General features: G+C 69.5%; 14 protein-coding genes and 1 tRNA gene. 8 read left to right on the top strand and 7 right to left on the bottom strand.

Features of this window, described 5'->3' with window-relative positions:
- Window positions 1-3: 3 nt before the first annotated feature.
- The 4 genes from ACIO9J_RS12455 to ACIO9J_RS12440 all read left to right on the top strand — a co-directional run bounded on the left by ACIO9J_RS12455 (window position 4) and on the right by ACIO9J_RS12440 (window position 4,617).
- Complete coding sequence (locus tag ACIO9J_RS12455) at window positions 4-852, top strand: TatD family hydrolase (RefSeq protein WP_401996750.1); 849 nt, start codon at window positions 4-6, stop codon at window positions 850-852.
- A gap of 3 nt (window positions 853-855) precedes the next feature.
- The gene (gene eboE, locus ACIO9J_RS12450; RefSeq protein WP_401996747.1) at window positions 856-2,025 is read left to right on the top strand and encodes a metabolite traffic protein EboE; all 1,170 of its coding nucleotides are present in this window, start codon (window positions 856-858) and stop codon (window positions 2,023-2,025) included.
- Window positions 2,022-3,398: a nucleotide pyrophosphatase/phosphodiesterase family protein gene (locus tag ACIO9J_RS12445; RefSeq protein WP_401996744.1), complete on the top strand. Its 1,377-nt coding sequence runs from the start codon at window positions 2,022-2,024 to the stop codon at window positions 3,396-3,398. The genes eboE and ACIO9J_RS12445 overlap by 4 nt, the downstream gene beginning before the upstream one ends.
- A gap of 139 nt (window positions 3,399-3,537) precedes the next feature.
- Window positions 3,538-4,617, top strand: a complete 1,080-nt coding sequence (locus tag ACIO9J_RS12440) for a sugar phosphate isomerase/epimerase family protein (RefSeq protein WP_401996741.1) — start codon at window positions 3,538-3,540, stop codon at window positions 4,615-4,617.
- A gap of 60 nt (window positions 4,618-4,677) precedes the next feature.
- Here the strand turns inward: ACIO9J_RS12440 and ACIO9J_RS12435 are convergent, their stop codons facing one another.
- The 5 genes from ACIO9J_RS12435 to ACIO9J_RS12415 all read right to left on the bottom strand — a co-directional run bounded on the left by ACIO9J_RS12435 (window position 4,678) and on the right by ACIO9J_RS12415 (window position 12,657).
- Window positions 4,678-6,057 (bottom strand): OFA family MFS transporter, encoded by a 1,380-nt coding sequence (locus ACIO9J_RS12435; RefSeq protein ID WP_401996738.1) that lies wholly within the window; start codon window positions 6,055-6,057, stop codon window positions 4,678-4,680.
- A gap of 1 nt (window position 6,058) precedes the next feature.
- Window positions 6,059-7,447 carry an OFA family MFS transporter gene (locus ACIO9J_RS12430; protein WP_401996735.1) on the bottom strand — a complete coding sequence of 463 codons (1,389 nt, stop codon included), beginning with the start codon at window positions 7,445-7,447 and terminating at the stop codon, window positions 6,059-6,061.
- 123 nt (window positions 7,448-7,570) lie between these two features.
- Window positions 7,571-9,724: an acetate--CoA ligase family protein gene (locus ACIO9J_RS12425; protein WP_401996732.1), complete on the bottom strand. Its 2,154-nt coding sequence runs from the start codon at window positions 9,722-9,724 to the stop codon at window positions 7,571-7,573.
- 3 nt (window positions 9,725-9,727) lie between these two features.
- A complete protein-coding gene (gene frc, locus ACIO9J_RS12420; protein ID WP_401996729.1) occupies window positions 9,728-10,957 on the bottom strand; it encodes a formyl-CoA transferase in 1,230 nt (409 codons plus the stop codon).
- Window positions 10,958-10,971: 14 nt separating this feature from the next.
- Window positions 10,972-12,657, bottom strand: a complete 1,686-nt coding sequence (locus tag ACIO9J_RS12415) for a thiamine pyrophosphate-binding protein (protein ID WP_401996726.1) — start codon at window positions 12,655-12,657, stop codon at window positions 10,972-10,974.
- Between the two features lie 167 nt (window positions 12,658-12,824).
- On the opposite strand from ACIO9J_RS12415, the gene sucC reads away from it, so the two are divergent.
- From sucC to ACIO9J_RS12400, 3 genes are read left to right on the top strand one after another with little or no spacing between them, the layout of a single operon-like run.
- Window positions 12,825-13,949, top strand: a complete 1,125-nt coding sequence (gene sucC, locus ACIO9J_RS12410) for an ADP-forming succinate--CoA ligase subunit beta (RefSeq protein WP_401996723.1) — start codon at window positions 12,825-12,827, stop codon at window positions 13,947-13,949.
- Window positions 13,950-13,961: 12 nt separating this feature from the next.
- Window positions 13,962-14,834 (top strand): succinate--CoA ligase subunit alpha, encoded by an 873-nt coding sequence (gene sucD, locus ACIO9J_RS12405; RefSeq protein WP_401996720.1) that lies wholly within the window; start codon window positions 13,962-13,964, stop codon window positions 14,832-14,834.
- Window positions 14,835-14,877: 43 nt separating this feature from the next.
- Entirely contained in the window at window positions 14,878-16,437 is a 1,560-nt protein-coding gene (locus tag ACIO9J_RS12400; RefSeq protein ID WP_401996717.1) for an aldehyde dehydrogenase family protein, read from the top strand.
- A gap of 35 nt (window positions 16,438-16,472) precedes the next feature.
- Here the strand turns inward: ACIO9J_RS12400 and ACIO9J_RS12395 are convergent, their stop codons facing one another.
- Window positions 16,473-17,816 (bottom strand): DUF2254 domain-containing protein, encoded by a 1,344-nt coding sequence (locus tag ACIO9J_RS12395; RefSeq protein WP_401996714.1) that lies wholly within the window; start codon window positions 17,814-17,816, stop codon window positions 16,473-16,475.
- A gap of 138 nt (window positions 17,817-17,954) precedes the next feature.
- On the opposite strand from ACIO9J_RS12395, the gene ACIO9J_RS12390 reads away from it, so the two are divergent.
- Window positions 17,955-18,042, top strand: a tRNA-Leu gene (locus tag ACIO9J_RS12390).
- Between the two features lie 112 nt (window positions 18,043-18,154).
- Here ACIO9J_RS12390 and ACIO9J_RS12385 read toward each other — a convergent pair.
- The gene (locus ACIO9J_RS12385; RefSeq protein ID WP_401998531.1) at window positions 18,155-18,826 is read right to left on the bottom strand and encodes a GntR family transcriptional regulator; all 672 of its coding nucleotides are present in this window, start codon (window positions 18,824-18,826) and stop codon (window positions 18,155-18,157) included.
- Window positions 18,827-18,885 lie beyond the last annotated feature (59 nt).

Genomic DNA, 18,885 nt, shown 5'->3' with positions numbered 1-18,885 from the left:
CCGATGCGCATCTTCGACCCCCACATCCACATGACCTCCCGCACCACCGACGACTATCAGGCGATGTACGCCGCGGGCATCCGCGCGGTCGTGGAGCCCGCCTTCTGGCTCGGCCAGCCCCGCACCTCGCCCGCCTCGTTCTTCGACTACTTCGACTCCCTCCTCGGCTGGGAACCCTTCCGCGCCGCCCAGTACGGCATCGCCCACCACTGCACGATCGCGCTCAACCCCAAGGAGGCGAACGACCCCCGCTGCACCCCGGTCCTCGCCGCGCTGCCCCGCTATCTCGTCAAGGACAACGTCGTCGCGGTGGGGGAGATCGGCTACGACTCCATGACGCCGGCCGAGGACACCGCGCTCGCCGCCCAGCTGCAACTGGCCGCCGACCACGAGCTGCCCGCGCTCGTGCACACCCCGCACCGCGACAAGCTCGCCGGACTGCGCCGCACGATCGACGTAGTGCGGGAGTCCGCACTGCCGCTGGAACGCGTCCTGATCGACCACCTCAACGAGACCACGGTCAAGGAGGCCAAGGACAGCGGCTGCTGGCTCGGCTTCTCCGTCTATCCCGACACCAAGATGGACGAAGAGCGGATGATCGCGATCCTGCGTGCTGTCGGCACGGAGAAGGTCCTGGTCAACTCGGCGGCCGACTGGGGAAAGAGCGACCCGCTCAAGACCCGCAGGGTCGCCGACGCGATGCTGGCCGCCGGGTACGACGAGGACGACGTCGACCTGGTGCTGTGGCGCAACCCCGTCGCGTTCTACGGGCTCAGCGGCCGGCTCGACCTCGACGTCGCCGGTACGGAGGCCACCCACGAGGGCAACTCCATCCTGCGCGGCGGTGCGTGAACCATGCGCTTCCGGCACCCCGACGGCTCCACCGTCCACCTCGCGTACTGCACCAACGTGCACCCCGCGGAGACCCTCGACGGCGTCCTGGCCCAGCTTCGCGACCACTGCGAGCCGGTGCGCAGACGGCTGGGCAGGGACCGGCTCGGCATCGGCCTGTGGCTCGCCAAGGACGCCGCGCACGCCCTGATCACCGACCCCGCTGCGCTGCGCGGACTGCGCACCGAACTCGACCGACGCGGCCTCGAAGTCGTCACCCTCAACGGCTTCCCCTATGAAGGCTTCGGCGCCGAACAGGTCAAGTACCGCGTGTACAAGCCGGACTGGACCGACCCGGAGCGGCTCTCCCACACCACCGACCTGGCACGGCTGCTCGCGACGCTGCTCCCCGACGACGTCACCGAGGGCACCATCTCCACGCTGCCCCTGGCCTGGCGCACTCCTTTCGACACCGTCCGGGCGGAAGCCGCCCGCACGGCGCTCACCGCACTCGCCCAACGCCTGGACGCGCTGGCCGAGTTGACCGGACGCTCCATCCGGATCGGACTCGAACCGGAGCCCGGCTGTACCGTCGAGACGACCGCCGACGCGATCGCACCCCTCACCGCGGTCGGCCACGACCGCATCGGCATCTGTGTCGACACCTGCCACCTCGCCACCTCCTTCGAGGACCCGGAGACCGCCCTGGACGGTCTGACCGCCGCGGGCATCCCCGTCGTCAAATCGCAGCTCTCCGCCGCCCTGCACGCCGAACACCCCCATCTCCCGGCCGTGCGCGAGGCCCTCGCCGCCTTCGACGAACCCCGCTTCCTGCACCAGACACGCACCGTCAACGGCACCGGACTGCGCGGCACCGACGACCTCGGTGAAGCCCTCACCGATCACGCCCTGCCCGACACCGGCCCGTGGCGCGCGCACTTCCACGTCCCCCTGCACGCGGCCCCCGCCGCACCGCTCACCTCCACGCTCCCCGTGCTCAAGGACACCCTGACCCGCCTCGTCGGCGGCCCGAGCCCCCTCACCCGTCACCTCGAGGTCGAGACCTACACCTGGCAGGCGCTGCCGCCCGCACTGCGCCCGCGTGGCCGCCCGCAGCTCGCCGAGGGCATCGCCGCGGAACTGACCCTCGCCCGTGACCTCCTCACGGACCTCGGCCTGAAGGAATTGCCATGACCCCAACCCCCTTGCTGGTCCTGGACGTCGTCGGCCTCACCCCGCGCCTCCTCGATCACATGCCGCGCCTCAAGGCTCTCGGCCGGTCCGGTGCCAGAGCACGGCTCGACACCGTCCTTCCCGCCGTTACCTGCGCCGCCCAGTCCACCTTCCTCACCGGCACCACCCCCGCCGAACACGGCATCGTCGCCAACGGCTGGTACTTCCGCGAGCTCGGCGACGTCCTCCTGTGGCGCCAGCACAACGGCCTGGTCGCCGGCGACAAGCTGTGGGACGCCGCCCGCCGCGCGCACCCCGGCTACACCGTCGCCAACATCTGCTGGTGGTACGCCATGGGCGCCGACACCGACTTCACCATCACCCCCCGCCCCGTCTACTACGCCGACGGCCGCAAGGAACCCGACTGCTACACCCGGCCCCCGGCCCTGCACGACGAACTCACCGACAAGCTCGGCACCTTCCCCCTCTTCCACTTCTGGGGACCCGGCGCCGACATCGTGTCCAGCCGCTGGATCGTCGATGCCACCCGCCACATCCTCACCACGCGCCACCCCGACCTGGCCCTTTGCTACCTCCCTCATCTCGACTACGACCTGCAGCGCTTCGGCCCCGACGACCCGCGCTCCTTCCAGGCGGCGGCCGACCTCGACGCGACCATCGCCCCACTGCTCGACGACGCCGAGGCCGAGGGCCGCACCGTCGTCGCCCTCTCCGAGTACGGCATCACACGGGTGAACAAGCCCGTCGACATCAACCGCGCGCTGCGCCGCGCCGGCCTGCTCGAGGTGCACACCCAGGACGGCATGGAGTACCTCGACCCGATGGCGTCCCGCGCCTTCGCCGTCGCCGACCACCAGATAGCCCACGTCTACGTGCGGCGCCCCGAAGACCTCGACGCCACCCGCGCCGCCCTGGAAGGCCTCCCCGGAATCGAGCAACTCCTCGACGACGAGGGCAAGAAGGCACACCACCTGGACCACCCGCGCTCCGGGGAGCTCGTCGCCGTCGCGGAGCCGGACGCCTGGTTCACGTACTACTACTGGCTCGACGACGCCCACGCGCCCGACTTCGCACAGCTCGTCGAGATCCACCGCAAACCCGGCTACGACCCCGTCGAGCTCTTCATGGACCCCGAGGACCCCTACGTCCGGGTGAAGGCCGCGAGCGCGCTGGCCCGCAAGAAGCTCGGCATGCGCTACCGCATGGCGGTCGTGCCGCTCGATCCGTCACCTATTCGCGGCAGCCATGGCCGCCTCCCCACGAGCGAGGACGACAGTCCGCTCATTCTGTGCTCCACCCCCCGCGCCGTAAGCGGCCGTGTCGCGGCCACCGAAGTGAAATCGCTGTTGCTCCAGCTCGCGGGCCTGCACTGAGCCCCGAGTCCCGCGCCGCTGAATCTGCTTGATCTCCACTGAACCAGACCGCTCGGGCCCTGCCATCAGGGTCCGACCCCGAGTGATCCCTGATCCCTCCTTCGAACCCATCCCTGATGTGACCCCGGGAGAAGACCACATGAGCCGCAACCCCCTCTCCGACGACCCCGAAATCGCCCAGAGACTCAGCAGGCGCGGCATGCTCGGCGTGGCCGCGGGAGCCACCGCCGCCGCCCTCATCGGCGCGACCACACCGGCCGCCGCGGCGGACTCGACGACGGATGCCTCGGCCGCCGCGACGACCGGTAAGGGCAAGGGCAAGGGCCATCCCGTCCTGCCGCCCGGCCGGCTCGGCATCCAGCTCTACAGCCTGCGCGACAAGGTCTCCAGCGTCGGATTCGGCCCGGTGTTCGCCGAGTTGGAGAAGTACGGATACGACGAGATCGAGTTCGCGGGGTACACCCAGGGCTCCGCGGGCGCCATCACGCTCGCCCAGCTCAAGCGGCTTGCCAGGGACCACGGACTGCACCCCATCGGCTCGCACGTCGGCTATTACGACGACAACAACCCCAACGCGTACACCTTCGCGCAGAACCTGACCAAGGTCCTCGACGACGCCGAGGCGCTCGGCCTCAAGCACATCGGCACCGCCTCGGGGCCGTTCCGCTACGGCTCGACCGTCGACGCGTGGAAGCGCGCCGCCGAGGACTTCAACACCTATGGCGAAGCGGCCCGCAAGCGCGGCATGAAGTTCTACCAGCACAACCACGCCGAGGAGTTCTCCTTCGCCACCGACAAGCCGAAGGTCCGCCTCTACGACGTCCTGCTCGCCGAGACCGACCCCGACGCCGTGTACCTGGAGATGGACATCTACTGGGCCTTCTGCGCCCAGTTCCGGTTCGGTAAGCGGCCCGACGGCACCCCGGCCGCCTTCGAGCCGCTCGACTACGTGCTCAAGCAGCCGCACCGCTATCCGCTGTTCCACGTCAAGGACGGCGTCCGCGACGAGACCACCCGCGACGGCTACCGCATGTCGGACGTCGGGGACGGCGACATCGACTACAAGAAGTTCCTCTCGACGGTGACCGCGCGCACCCACAACGGCAAGCGCTACCACCACTGGCAGACCGAGCACGACAACCCGGTCGAGTCCTACGCCTTCGCCCGCAAGTCCAGCGAGCACCTGCACTCGCTGCGCACCGGGCGCTGCGGCGACTGACGGGACGGGGCCCTTCCGCCGCACGGCGGAAGGGCCCCGGTCCGTTCTCGTGGCGCCGAGCTAGACCAACGCGCCACGCGCGTGTGGCGCCCCCGGTTGCCGCAGCAGCAAGGAGAGGCCGGCCGCCACCAGCGACACCACACCGGCCGTCGTATAGGCGCCGACGTAGCCCCAGGTGTCCACGACCATGGCGCCCAGGCCGCCGCCGAACAGGCCGGAGACCAGCTTCGCGCTGTAGACCATGCCGTAGTTGGAGGCGTTGTTGTTCTCTCCGAAGTAGTCCGGTACGAGCGCCGCGAACAGCGGGTAGAACGCTCCGCCCGAGAAGCCGGAGAGGAAGGCGAAGACCAGGAACAGCGGCTGGTTGCCGATCTCGCCCGCCCACAGCACGCCGAACTGCGCGAGCGCGAGCACCAGACACACATACGTGAGGGTCCGTTGCCTGCCGAGCCGGTCGGAGAGCCAGCCGACCACGCCGCGCCCGGTGCCGTTGATCACCGACATGACGCCCATCGACGACGCCGCGATGAGCGGGCCGAAGCCCATCTCCTTGGCGAAGGGCACCTGGAAGGAGATGCCGAAGATCGACACTCCGGCGCAGCAGAGCATGCACACCCACATCAGGGGGACCACTCCGGTGCGCAGTGCCTCGCCCGGGGTGAACTGCCGTACCGCCGGCGGGTTCTTGGCCAGCGCCACGGCCGTGCGCGTGTCACCGTCGAGCCGCAGCGGGTCCACCTCGGCGGGCCACCAGTTCTTCGGCGGGTCCTTGAAGAAGAGGCCCGCCACCAGCGTCACGCCGAGGACGTAGAAGCCGACGAGGTCGAGCACGGTGCGGTAGTTGGACGTGTCGAAGCCGTACGAGAACAGGAAGATGAACGGCACGGCCCCGTAGGCGAAGGCGCCGTTGACGAAGCCCGTCTTGCCGCCGCGCCGCTCCGGGTACCACTTGCCGACCATGTTCACGCAGGTCGAATAGATCAGTCCGGATCCGACGCCGCCCAGCAGGCCGAAGCCCACCATCGCCATCGCCACGTTGGGCGCGTGACTGAGGCTGACGAAGCCGAGCAGTGACAGGACCGAGCCCGTCAGCATGGCCGCTCTGCTGCTCAGGATGCCTTTCTCGCGCAGTTTGCCCGCGGGGAAGGAGACCGCGGCCTGGAAGAAGATCCAGACGCTGAGCACCCAGAAGGTGTTCGACGACGTCCAGTGGTGGGCCGCGGACAGGGTGTCCTCGGCCGCTCCGTAGGCATACTCGAAGACGCTGATGGCGAGCATGGCCGCCCACGGCAGCGCCACCATCGTCCAGCGTGGGCGACCGAGGATCTCCCGGTCGCTCTCGCCGATGCGGTAGACGCGACCGCGCGCGTCCGTGACTTCTCTGTACGACGCGCCGGGGTCGGCCGACGCGTGTCGTGCGGCGATGGGCTCCGCCGTCATGTCAAGCCATCTCCTCACCGAGGGGTTGCGGATTGGGGCTTATTCCTTTGGATTTCGGCCTGCCGGGCGGGGACAGGAAGAGCGCGACGAATCCGGCGAACAGGGATATCGACCCGGCAAGGGTGAACGCTCCGGTGTGGCCCCAATGGCCCACCACCACGGAGCCCATGCCGGAGCCGAGCAGACCGGAGACGAGCTTGGAGCTGTAGACCAGGCCGTAGTTGGAGGCGTTGTTGTTCTCTCCGAAGTAGTCCGCCGTCAGCGCGGCGAACATCGGGAAGATGGCGCCGCCGCCGAATCCGGAGATGCTGGAGAAGATCAGGAAAAGGGGCAGGTTCTTGATGTCGGCGGACCACAGGATTCCGTACTGGGCGAGGCCGAGGACGATGCAGACGAAGATAAGACAACGCTTGCGCCCATAGCGGTCCGAAAGCCAGCCGATGACACCGCGCCCGGTGCCGTTCACGATCGCTTTCAGGGACATGGCCGTGGCGACGATGCCGCCCGCGAATCCGGCTTCCTTTCCGATGTCCACCTGGAACGCGATGCCGAAGATGTTCACCCCCGACGTGCACAGCAGGCAGAACCACATCAGCGCCACACGGCCGGTCTGCCAGGCCTCCTTGGGTGTGTACTGCCGTACGGCCGGTGGGTTCATCCGCAGGGCGCGCCGGGTCCGTGGGTCGTCCGACGGCCGCAGCGGGTCCACGTCGGCCGGCCACCAGTTCTTCGGCGGGTCCTGGAAGAAATACCCCGCCGCCGCGACCATCGACGCGAGCAGGACGCCGACGGACACCAGGACCCAGCGGAAGTTCGTCAGATCCATGTAGCCGGTGAAGAGGAAGACGAACGGCACCGAGCCGTAGGCGAATCCGCCGTTGACGAATCCGGTCTTGCCGCCCTTGCGTTCCGGATACCACTTGCCGACCATGTTCACGCAGGTCGCGTACACCATGCCGGCGCCCATGCCGCTGAACATGCCGAAACCGAGATAGGCGACGACCACGTGCGGGGCGAAAGCCAGTGACAGATAGCCCAAGAGCGTGCCGATCGCACCGAACATCATGGCCCAGCGCGCGGGAAGCCTTCCGGTCTCCCGGAGCTTGCCCGCGGGAAAGGCCACCGCGGCCTGGAAGAAGACCCAGACGCCCAGCATCCAGAAGATGTGCTGGTCGCTCCATTGGTGCGCGGTGTGCAGGGTGTCCTCGGCCGAGGCGAACGCGTACTCGGCCGAGCTGATGCCCATCATGCCCACCCACGGCAGGATGACCATCCACTTGCGTTTGCGGCCCATCAGGTCGACATCGGTCTCGCCGACCCGGTACACCCGGCCGTTGGCGTCCCTCACCTCCCGGTAAGGGACGGTCGTTGGTATGTCGGTTGTGGTCATGTCGCTCAGCACCCCTTGCGTCGGAAAGATCCTGGCCAGCGCCCCCTGTGCCATCCCTTTCGTGCGCGCACGGGTCCCGGGCCCGGCCGACGCGCACCGTCGGCCGGACCCGCACCGCTCACCTCATCGACCGCCCCCCAGCAACCCCGCGGCTCGGGCCCACCGGTACTTCGCGCCGAGCGCGGCGACCGGCTTCTCCGTTGTGTACGGGTACGCCACGACGCCCCGCTCGAAGAGGTACTGGCAGGCCTCCTCCACCTCGACATCGCCCGCGAGCGACGCCACCACGGGCTTCTCGATGCCGCGCTCGCGGAACTCCGCGACCACCCGGGCGGTGAGCTCGGCGAAGACCATGGGAGGGGTGACGATGGTGTGCCAGTAGCCGAGGACGAGCGCGTGGATGCGCGGATCCTCCAGGCCGAGCCGGATCGTCGCCTCGTACGTGGAGGGGGGCTCGCCCCCGGTGATGTCCACGGGGTTGCCCGCGGCCCCGAACGGCGGGATGAACGCCTTGAAGGCCGCGTCCAGGTCGTCGGGGATGTCCATCAGCCTCAGGCCGTTGTCGGTCACGGCGTCGGAGAGCAACACGCCCGAGCCGCCCGCGCCGGTGATGATGACGATGTTGTCGCCCTGCGGAGTGGGCAGGACCGGCAACGCGCGCGCGTACTCCAGCATTTCGTTGAGCCCGGGGGCGCGGATCACACCGGCCTGCTTCAGGATGTCGTCGTAGACGGCGTCATCGCCCGCCAGGGCGCCGGTGTGGGAGCCCGCGGCCTTCGCGCCCGCCGCCGTACGACCCGCCTTGAGGACCACGACCGGCTTCTTCGGGACGGTCGCCCGTGCGGCCTCCACGAAGGCGCGGCCGTCCTTGAGGTCCTCCAGGTGCATGGCGATGCACTGGGTGTTGGGGTCCTCGCCGAACCAGGTCAGCAGGTCGTCCTCGTCCAGGTCCGACTTGTTGCCGAGCCCGACGATCGCGGAAACACCCGTCTTCGTAGTGCGTGCGAAGCCGAGGATGGCCATCCCGATGCCGCCCGACTGGCTGGTGAGGGCCACTCCGCCCTTGACGTCGTAGGGCGTGCAGAACGTGGCGCACAGGTCCTGCCACGTGGAGTAGTAGCCGTAGATGTTCGGGCCGAGCAGCCGCACCCCGTGCCGCTCGCCGATCTCGACGATCTCGTCCTGGAGGGCGTGTTCGCCCGTCTCCGCGAAGCCGGAGGGGATCAGGACCGCGTTGGGTATGCCCTTGCGGCCCACCTCCTCCAGGGCCGACGCCACGAACTTGGCGGGGATCGCGAAGACCGCCACATCCACCTCACCGGGAACGTCCGTGACACTCTTGTACGCCTTGCGGCCCAAGATGTCATCGGCCTTGGGATTCACCGGGTGGATCTCTCCGGAGAAGCCGCCGTCGATGAGGTTGCGCATCACCGAATTGCCGATCTTGCCCTGCTCGTTGGAGGCGCCGATGACGGCGACCGAGCGGGGCTGCATCAGGCGACGCATCGAGGTGAGCATCTGCGCGCGCGTGTAGGTGCGCCGCGGCTTCGGGGCCCCTTCGGAGAGGATGATCCGGATGTCCGCCGCGATCGCGCTCTCCGGAGTGGCGATCACCGGGTTGAGGTCCACCTCGGCGATCTCGGGGAAGTCCGTGACCAGTTGGGAGACCCGGCGGATCTGTTCGGCGATCGCCCATCGGTCCACCGGTGCCGCTCCGCGCACCCCACGGAGGATCTCCGCCGCCCGGATCGAGTCGAGCATCGAGACGGCCTCGTCGGAGTCCACGGGCGCCAGACGGAACGTGACGTCCTTGAGGACCTCCACGAGGATGCCGCCGAGCCCGAAGGCGACGACCTTGCCGAAGGTGGGGTCCGTCACCGCGCCCACGATGACTTCCTGCGTCCCGGGACCGCTCGGGAGCAGCTCCTGCACCTGGACGCCCTCGATACGGGCCTGTGGGGCGTATGCGCGGGCGTTCTCGACGATCCGGCAGAAGGCGGCCCGCACGTCCGTGGAGCCCTCCACGCCGACCACCACGCCGCCCGCGTCGGTCTTGTGCAGGATGTCGGGGGAGACGATCTTCATGACGACCGGTCCGTCGAAGCGGGCGGCGTGCGCCACGGCTTCCTCGACGTCGGTGGCCAGTTCCTCGCCCGGTACGGCGATTCCGTAGGCGTCCGCGATCACCTTGCCCTCGGGCGCCGTCAGCGCGGTGCGTCCCTCGGCGCGCACCGCGTCGAGGAGCGTGCGCACTCGCAGCACGCGGTCTTCGGCCATCACTCAGATCACTCCGTCCGTCTTGAGCAGGCGCAGTTCCTCGTCGCCGAGGCCGAGCTCCCCGATGAACACCTCCGCGTTGTGCTCGCCGAGCAGCGGCGAACTGACCACGTCCACGGGGGAGTCGGAGAGCTTCAGCGGCGAGCCGACGGTGGTGAACGTGCCGCGTTCGGGGTGCGGGACCTCGACGACCATCTCGTTGGCGATCAGCGAGGCGTCCTCGATGATCTCCCTGGTGGAGAGGATCGGGCCGCAGGGGATGTTGTGGGCGTTGAGCCGCTCCAGGACGTCCCACTTGGGCAGCGTCGAGGACCACTCCTCGATGAGCTGGAACATCTTGCCGAGCTTGGGAAGACGCGCCTCCGGAGTCGCCCAGTCGGGGTCCTCCGCCAGCTCCGGGCGCCCGATGAGCTCGGTGATCGGCCGCCAGCCCACGGGCTGCACGATGACGTACACGTAGTCGTTGGGTCCGCCGGGGGCGCACTTGACGGCCCACCCCGGCTGCCCGCCTCCCGAGGCGTTCCCGGAGCGCGGTACCTCGTCCCCGAAGTCCTCGTTCGGGTACTCGGCGAGCGGCCCGTGCGCGAGCCGCTGCTGGTCGCGCAGCTTGACCCGGCACAGGTTGAGGACGGCGTGCTGCATGGCCACGTTCACGCGCTGGCCACGGCCCGTGTTCTCCCGCTGGAAGAGGGCGGCGAGGATGCCGGCGACGGCGTGGATGCCCGTCCCGGAGTCACCGATCTGCGCGCCGGTGGCGAGCGGGGGGCCGTCCTCGAAGCCGGTGGTCGACATGGAGCCGCCCATGGCCTGGGCGACCACTTCGTAGGCCTTGAAATTCGTGTACGGGCCCTCTCCGAAGCCCTTGATCGAGGCGTAGACGATGCGCGGGTTGATCTCCTGGATGCGCTCCCAGGTGAAGCCCATCCGGTCCACGGCGCCCGGCCCGAAGTTCTCGACCATCACGTCGGAGCGCCGGATCAGCTCGGTGAGGAGCTCCTTGCCGCGCTCGGTCTTGGTGTTGAGGGTGATGCTCCGCTTGTTGCAGTTGAGCATCGTGAAGTAGAGCGAGTCGACGTCGGGGAGGTCGCGCAGCTGCTTGCGCGTGATGTCTCCGGACGGCGCCTCCAGCTTCACCACGTCGGCGCCGAGCCAGGCGAGCAGCTGGGTGGCCGAGGGGCCGGACTGGACGTGTGTCATGTCGAGGACGCGAATGCCTTCAAGAGCCTTGGTCATGGCTTCAGGGCTCCTCACTTGTACATGGTCTGGTTCATGGTTCCGGGGGCGTACGCGTCCGGGTCGACCCAGACGTTGATCAGGGAGGGCTTGCCGGACTCGCGGGCGCGGCGCAGTGCGGGGGCGATGTCGGCGGGGTCGCGGACCTCTTCGCCGTAGCCGCCCAGCATCTGGGCGAACTTGTCGTAGTGGACGTCGCCGAGGGTGTTGCCGACCCGCTCGCGCTGTTCGCCGTACTTGGCCTTCTGGCCGTAACGGATCTGGTTCATCGAGGAGTTGTTGCCGACGATGCCGACGAAGGGCAGGTCGTAGCGCACCAGCGTCTCGAAGTCCCAGCCGGTGAGGCTGAAGGCGCCGTCTCCGAAGAGGGCCACTACTTCCTTGTCGGGCCGTGCCTGCTTGGCCGCGAGCACGAAGGGGATGCCGACGCCGAGCGTGCCGAGCGGGCCCGGGTCCATCCAGTGCCCCGGCGACTTGGGCTGGACGACCTGTCCGGAGAAGGTGACGATGTCGCCGCCGTCGCCGATGTAGATGGAGTCTTCGGTAAGGAAGTCGTTGATTTCGCTCACCAGGCGGTACGGGTGGATGGGTGAGGCGTCGGAGCGCAGGCTGGGGAGTCGCTTCTCGATGGCCGTCTGTTCGGCGGCGCGCAGCTCGTCGAGCCACTCCTTGCGCTTGGCAGCCCCTCCGTTGAGCCGCCCGGACGCCGCCTCGGCGACGGACTTCAGGATGAGCCCGGCGTCGCCGACGATGCCGAGATCGATGTCCCTGTTCTTGCCCACGGTGCGGTAGTCCAGGTCGATCTGGACGACGGTGGCGTCCTGGGAGAGCCGTTTCCCGTAGCCCATGCGGAAGTCGAAGGGCGTGCCCACGATGACGATGAGGTCGGCGTTGGAGAAGGCGTAGCGCCGCGAGAGCTGGAAGTGGTGCGGGTCGCCGGGCGGCAGCGTGCCGCGCCCCGCGCCGTTCATGTAGGCGGGCACGTTGAGGGTGCGCACGAGGTCGATGGCGGCTTCGGTGCCACGGGTCGTCCACACCTGGCTGCCGAGCAGGATCGCCGGCTTCTCCGCGTGCACGAGGAGGTCGGCGAGCTTCTCCACGGCCTCCGGGTCGCCCGTGGAGCGGGTCGAGGCGCGGTACTGCCCGGCCTGGGGGACACGGGCCTTGTCGACCGGCACCTTGGCGTCGAGGACGTCGCGGGGTATCTCCAGGAAGGAGGGCCCCGGAGCGCCGTGGTAGCACTCGCGGAACGCCATCGACACCATGTCGGCCGCGCGCGCCGTGTCCGGCACGGTCGCGGCGAACTTGGTGATCGGCGTCATCATGTCGACGTGCGGCAGGTCCTGGAGGGAGCCCATCTTGTGCTGGGTGTGGGCCCCTTGGCCGCCGATGAGCAGCATGGGGGACTCGGCGCGGAAGGCGTTGGCGACACCGGTGACGGCGTCGGTCGTGCCGGGACCCGCCGTCACCACCGCACAGCCCGGCTTGCCCGTGATCCGCGCGTAGCCGTCGGCCGCGTGGGCAGCGACCTGTTCATGGCGCACGTCGACGACGTCGATGCCCTCGTCGACGCAGCCGTCGTAGATGTCGATGATGTGGCCGCCGCAGAGGGTGTAGATGACCTCCACGCCCTCCGCTTTGAGTGCTTTGGCGACCAGGTGCCCACCGGAGATGTGGTTCTGGCTGTTGTCGTCGGGCATGGCGAAGTCCTGTCCCTTCGTAGGGGAGTTGGAGTGCGCTCGCAGGCTGTCGCGGGTGCTCTCGCGGTAGATTGCATACAGTCGACGAATACTGTATGAAGCTTGTTATCCCGCATCCGGTGAGTGGTGTCCAGGGGGCATGCGGCACTTTTAGGTCAGGAGCCGAAATGGACCTGTTCGAGCACCAGGCAAGGCAACTCTTCGAAGATCACGGCATCGTGGTGCCGCGCGCCGAGGTCGTCGACACGGCCGAGGAAGCACGCGCGGCAGCGGCCCGTCTCGGCGGCCGCGCTGTGGTAAAGGCCCAGGTCAAGACCGGCGGGCGCGGAAAAGCGGGCGGCGTGAAGATCGCCGCCGACCCCGCGGCCGCGCACATCACGGCACGGCAGATCCTCGGCATGGACATCAAGGGCCACACCGTGCGCTCGGTGATGATCGCCCAACCCGTGGACATCCAAGCCGAGTTCTACGTCTCCTATGTGCTCGACCGGGCCGCGGGGTGCTTCCTCGCGATCGCCTCGGCCGAGGGCGGCATGGAGATCGAGGAGGTGGCGGCCAGTCGCCCCGAGGCCGTGGCGCGCCTGGCGATCGACCCGGCGGAAGGGGTGACACCGGCGAAGGCGGCCGAGATCGCGGCCGCCGCGGGGCTCCCCGACGACACAGCCGACACTCTGGTCAAACTCTGGCGCGTTCTGATCCGTGAAGATGCTCTCCTGGTGGAGGTGAACCCACTCGTACGGACCGCGCGGGGGGACATCCTCGCCCTCGACGGCAAAGTCACCCTCGACGACAACGCGCGCTTCCGGCAGGAGAGATGGGGCGCGGAGCGCGAGACGCACCACGAGGAACTGGAGGCGCTGGCCGCGGCCAAGGGGCTCAACTACGTGAAGCTCGACGGCGAGGTCGGCATCATCGGCAACGGCGCCGGACTCGTCATGTCCACCCTCGACGTCGTCGCGGGCTGCGGCGCACGGCCCGCCGACTTCCTCGACATAGGAGGAGGCGCATCGGCCCAGATCATGGCCGACGGCCTCTCCGTCATCCTCTCCGACCCCTCGGTCACCTCCGTCTTCGTCAACGTCTTCGGCGGCATCACCGCCTGCGACGCCGTCGCCGACGGCATCGTCCAGGCGCTGGAATCCGTACGTCTGACCAAACCCCTGGTCGTCCGCCTCGACGGCAACAACGCGGCGCGCGGCCGCGCCATCCTCGACGCCCGCGCTCACCCCCTCGTCCAGCAGGCCACCACCATGGACGGCGCCGCACGGCGCGCCGCCGAACTCGCCCACTAGGGAAGGACCGTCATGGCGATCCACCTCACCAAGGAGAGCAAGGTCCTCGTCCAGGGCATGACCGGCGCCGAGGGCATGAAGCACACCCGCCGCATGCTCGCCGCCGGCACCGACGTCGTCGGCGGCGTCAACCCCCGCAAGGCGGGCCGCGCGGTCGACTTCGACGACCGCGCCGTCCCCGTCTTCGGCTCCGTGCGCGAGGGCATCGAGGCCACGGGAGCCGATGTCACGGTCGTCTTCGTGCCGCCCGCCTTCACCAAGGCGGCCGTCGTGGAGGCCGCCGACGCCGGGATCGGGTTGGCCGTCGTCATCACGGAGGGAGTCCCCGTGCACGACTCCGTCGTCTTCCTGTCGTACGCGAAGGAGCGCGGCACCCGCGTCATCGGGCCCAACTGCCCCGGCCTGATCACCCCCGGCCAGTCCAACGCGGGCATCATCCCCGCCGACATCACCAAGCCGGGCCGCGTCGGCCTCGTCTCCAAGTCAGGGACGCTCACCTACCAACTCATGTACGAGCTGCGCGACATCGGCTTCTCCACCTGTGTCGGCATCGGCGGCGACCCCGTCGTCGGCACCACGCACATCGACTGCCTCTCCGCCTTCGAGGACGATCCCGACACCGAACTGATCGTCCTCATCGGCGAGATCGGCGGCGACGCCGAGGAGCGGGCCGCCGCGTACATCGAGGAATCCGTCACCAAGCCCGTCGTCGCCTACATCGCCGGATTCACCGCGCCCGAGGGCAAGACGATGGGCCACGCGGGCGCGATCGTCTCCGGCTCGTCCGGAACCGCGCAGGCGAAGAAGGCGGCCCTGGAGGCCGTCGGCGTACGCGTGGGCAACACTCCGACCGAGACGGCCCGGTTGGTGCTCGGCCTCCTGTGATCCCTTCCCGCCCCGACCGTGCACCGTGAGCGGAGACCACCAGATGACATCCCGAAGCACCTCCCGCGACCCTCTCGTCCTCAAAGCGGGCACCGCCTGGAGCGACGCCTGGCAGCGCTGCCTCACCGCGGCGCCCGAGGCCTTCCGCGACGACCGCGTCCTGAACCTCTGGAACGGCACCTGGCAGGCCGACGGCAGGCCCCTGCCCGCCACCAGCCCCGTCGACGGCAGCCCCATCGCGGGCCCTCCCCGACTCGACGCCGACACGGCACGCCGGGCCGTACGCGCCGCACTCGACCAGCACCGCGCCTGGCGCCACGTCCCCCTGCCCGAACGGCGCGCCCGCGTCGCGGCGACCCTCGACTCCCTCGTCCGGCACCGGGAGTTGCTCGCGCTGCTCCTCGTCTGGGAGATCGGCAAGCCGTGGCGCCTGGCACAGGCCGACGTCGACCGGGCCATCGACGGCGTGCGCTGGTACGTCGACGGCATCGACGCCATGGTCGAGGGCCGGGTGCCGCTCGAAGGGCCCGTCTCGAACATCGCGAGCTGGAACTATCCGATGAGCGTGCTCGTTCACACCATGCTGGTACAGGCATTGGCAGGGAACGCGGTCATCGCCAAGACCCCGACCGACGGCGGCGTCGCCTGCCTCACCCTCGCGTGCGCCCTCGCAGCCCGCGAAGGAGTCCCCCTCACCCTCGTCAGCGGCAGCGGCGGCGAGCTGTCCGAAGCACTCGTCCGCGCGCCCGAGATCGGCTGCGTCTCCTTCGTCGGCGGCCGTGACACGGGCGCGGCGGTCGCCACCGCCGTCGCCGACCTCGGCAAGCGGCACATCCTCGAACAGGAAGGACTGAACACCTGGGGCATCTGGAACTACAGCGACTGGGACGCGCTCGGCGCCGTCGTCCCCAAGCTCTTCGACTACGGCAAACAGCGCTGCACCGCGTACCCGCGCTTCGTCGTGCAGCGCGCGCTGTTCGACGAGTTCCTCGCCGCGTACCTGCCGGCGGTCCGTACCGTACGCGTGGGGCATCCGCTCGCCGTCGCCCGGCCCGACGAGGCCTTCCCCGAACTCGACTTCGGGCCGCTCATCAACGCGGCCAAGGCCAAGGAACTCACCGACCAGGTCACCGAGGCCGTGGACCGGGGCGCCGTGCCGCTCCACCGCGGTGACGAGGCGGCGGGGCTCTTCCTGCCCGGCCAGGACACCGGCGCGTACGTCCACCCCGTCACGCTCCTCAACCCGCCACCGTCCTCCCCGCTGCACCACGCGGAGCCGTTCGGCCCGGTCGACACGATCGTCCTGGTCGACACGGAGGCCGAGCTGCTCGCCGCCATGAACGCGTCCAACGGCGCGCTCGTCGCCACCCTGTCGACGGACGACCCGGCGACGTACGAGCGTCTCGCACCCCAGATCCGGGCCTTCAAGACGGGCCGGGGGAAGCCGCGCTCGCGCGGTGATCGCGAGGAGCTCTTCGGCGGATTCGGCGCGTCCTGGCGCGGCGCCTTCGTCGGCGGCGAACTGCTGGTGCGCGCGGTCACCCAGGGCGCGGCGGGGGAGCGGGCGCCCGGGAACTTCCCGAGCTACCACCTCATGGCGTGACGTAAGGAGCCCCGGCCTGCCTGGTCCGGCAGGGTTCAGCCGATGCCCTGGCGGTCCGGCAGCAGGGCGAACGCGCGGTCCGCGGCCTCCGGAACCGAGCGCTCCACGGCCTGTGCCAGGAGCTCCCGGTGCCTCAGGAGCGGCTCGCGCCGCTCCTCGGGGGCGAGCAGCAGCAGATCGGCGAGGCCCGCCAGCATGCGCCGGGTCACCTGTGGGTTGCCGACCGCGCATCCCCTGATCTCGGCGAACCCGAGGTCGACCAGGGCGGTCCAGTCCGGCACCGACTGCACGAGGCGCATCTCCCCGCGTCGGTCGCGGTGACCGAGCGCGCCCAGCGGATAGGGGGCGATGGCCGCAAGGAACTGCACGATGCGGTCCAGGGCCTGCACGGCGGTGGTCGGATCGTTCACCGCGGGTGACAGGGCGCGCAGCGCGATGTCGGACAGCTGCCGCAGACCGAAGCCGAGATCCTGGTGGAAGGTCCGCTCCACACCGACGGAGACGGTGTAGCCGAGGGCGCGGCGGGACGGCGCCGCGCCACCGTGCACCGTGAAGACGGGCGTCCCCGGCACCACGAAGTCGCCGATCCGGGGGATCAGCCGCAGCACGACGCCCTGGCGCCGGGCCGCGCGCACCGTCCGCGCGATGTTCACGTCGCGCAGGACGCCCGCCCTGCCGTAGTGGGTGAGCCGCGCCGTCTCGGGGCCCAGCTGCTCGGTGTCCACGGGAAGCTCGGTGGGCTGCTTCAGCGCGACCCGGAACGACTCCCGGGCGATCCGGTCGATGACGAAGCCGATCCGCATCATCCGGACCGTCCCGTTCACATAGGCCACGAAGAGGAGCAGGCTCAGGAGCACCATGATCATGGCGAGCACCGACTCGACGAGCGGCACCATCGTCACGATGCGCGGGTCCTGCTCGCTGTCGAACGACGTCAGCGTCATCAGGGAGAACAGGAACGTCGCCATGAAGACCGTCAGGGTGGCCTTGGTGATCCGCGACCTGACGTAGAGCCGCACCACCCGGGGGCTGAACTGGCCGCTGGCCATCTGCACGGCCACCAGCGAGATGCTGAAGACGACACCGATGAAGGTCATCATCGCGCTGCCGATGGTGCTGATCACGGCCTTCGCGTCGTCCGCGATGCCGATCAGGTCCTTGATCGCGTCGTACTGCTCGTCGTCCCGCAGCGCCGACACGAGCTGCTCGTCCACCTGTGCCGCGAGCAGCCACAGGACCATGGTGCCCACGAGCCCGGCGGTCGGCGCGAACCACATGGTGTCCCGCAGATGCTCGCGCAGCGGGGACAGGACGCGGGGCCGCCGCACCTTCACACCGTCCAGCGCTCCAGCCATTCCGGTAATCAACCCGTCACTCATGGTGAGACTGTAGGCGGGGCGACGCGGGCCGCCGCGCATGCCACGGTCGAGGGCGGATACGCAGGTGAAAGGCACTCCGAAACCTTGGTATTGTTGTCCATGTCGCCGCGGGGAACACCCCAGGGCGGCAGACACCTAGTCCGGGTGGCGGAATGGCAGACGCGCTAGCTTGAGGTGCTAGTGCCCTTTATCGGGCGTGGGGGTTCAAGTCCCCCCTCGGACACCAGTTGGATCAGCTGAGACCCCAGTTCACCTGGGGTCTTTTGCGTTGTGGGCGTAGGCGTAGGTTCCGGCGCGGGCCCCGGCGTCCGCCCGGCAGGGGCCGCCTCTCCCGCCACTCAGCCCGCCCCCTCCTCCGCCCACAGTGACCGCACATGCCCCAGATGCCGGGCCATGCACCGCTCCGCGCCCTCTGCGTCGCCCGCCAGCATCAGGTCGAGGAGTTCGATGTGCTCCTCGGCCGACGGGGTCAGCTGGTCGCGTTCGTCGAGAGTCGTGAGGCCGTAGAGGCGGGAGCGTTTGCGGAGGTCGCCAACCGTTTCGACCAGGCGGTCGTTGCCGGAGAGGGCCAGGAGCGAGAGGTGGAAGCGGCGGTCGGCCTCCAGGTAGGCGATGAGGTCGTGCTCGCGGGCGGCGCGGACGATTTCCTCGGCGATCGGGCGCAGCACCTCCAGGTCCTCGCGGGCCGCCGTGCGGGTGATCCGGCCGATCATGGGGACCTCGATCAGACCGCGGATCTCCGTGAACTGGTCGAGGTCGCGTTCATTGACCTCCGTGACCCGGAAGCCCTTGTTGCGGACGGGCTCGACCAGGCCCTCGCGGGCCAGGTCGAGCATCGCCTCGCGCACCGGGGTCGCCGAGATGCCGAAGTCCTCGGCGAGACCGGGCGCCGAGTAGATCTCGCCGGGGCGGAGCTCTCCGGAGATCAGGGCGGCGCGCAGGGCGTGGGCGACCTGGTCGCGCAGCCGCTCCCTGGTGGTGATGAGGTTCTTCTGCTTCAGGTGCCCCATGGTGTCCCCTCCGGAGTTCCGGCCGTGCTCGCCCACCGGCCCCGGGCTCGTCGCGGAGT

It is taken from the genome of Streptomyces sp. NPDC087300, from assembly GCF_044744425.1.
Classification (GTDB): domain Bacteria; phylum Actinomycetota; class Actinomycetes; order Streptomycetales; family Streptomycetaceae; genus Streptomyces.
This window is presented reverse-complemented; position numbering and strand designations above follow the sequence as displayed.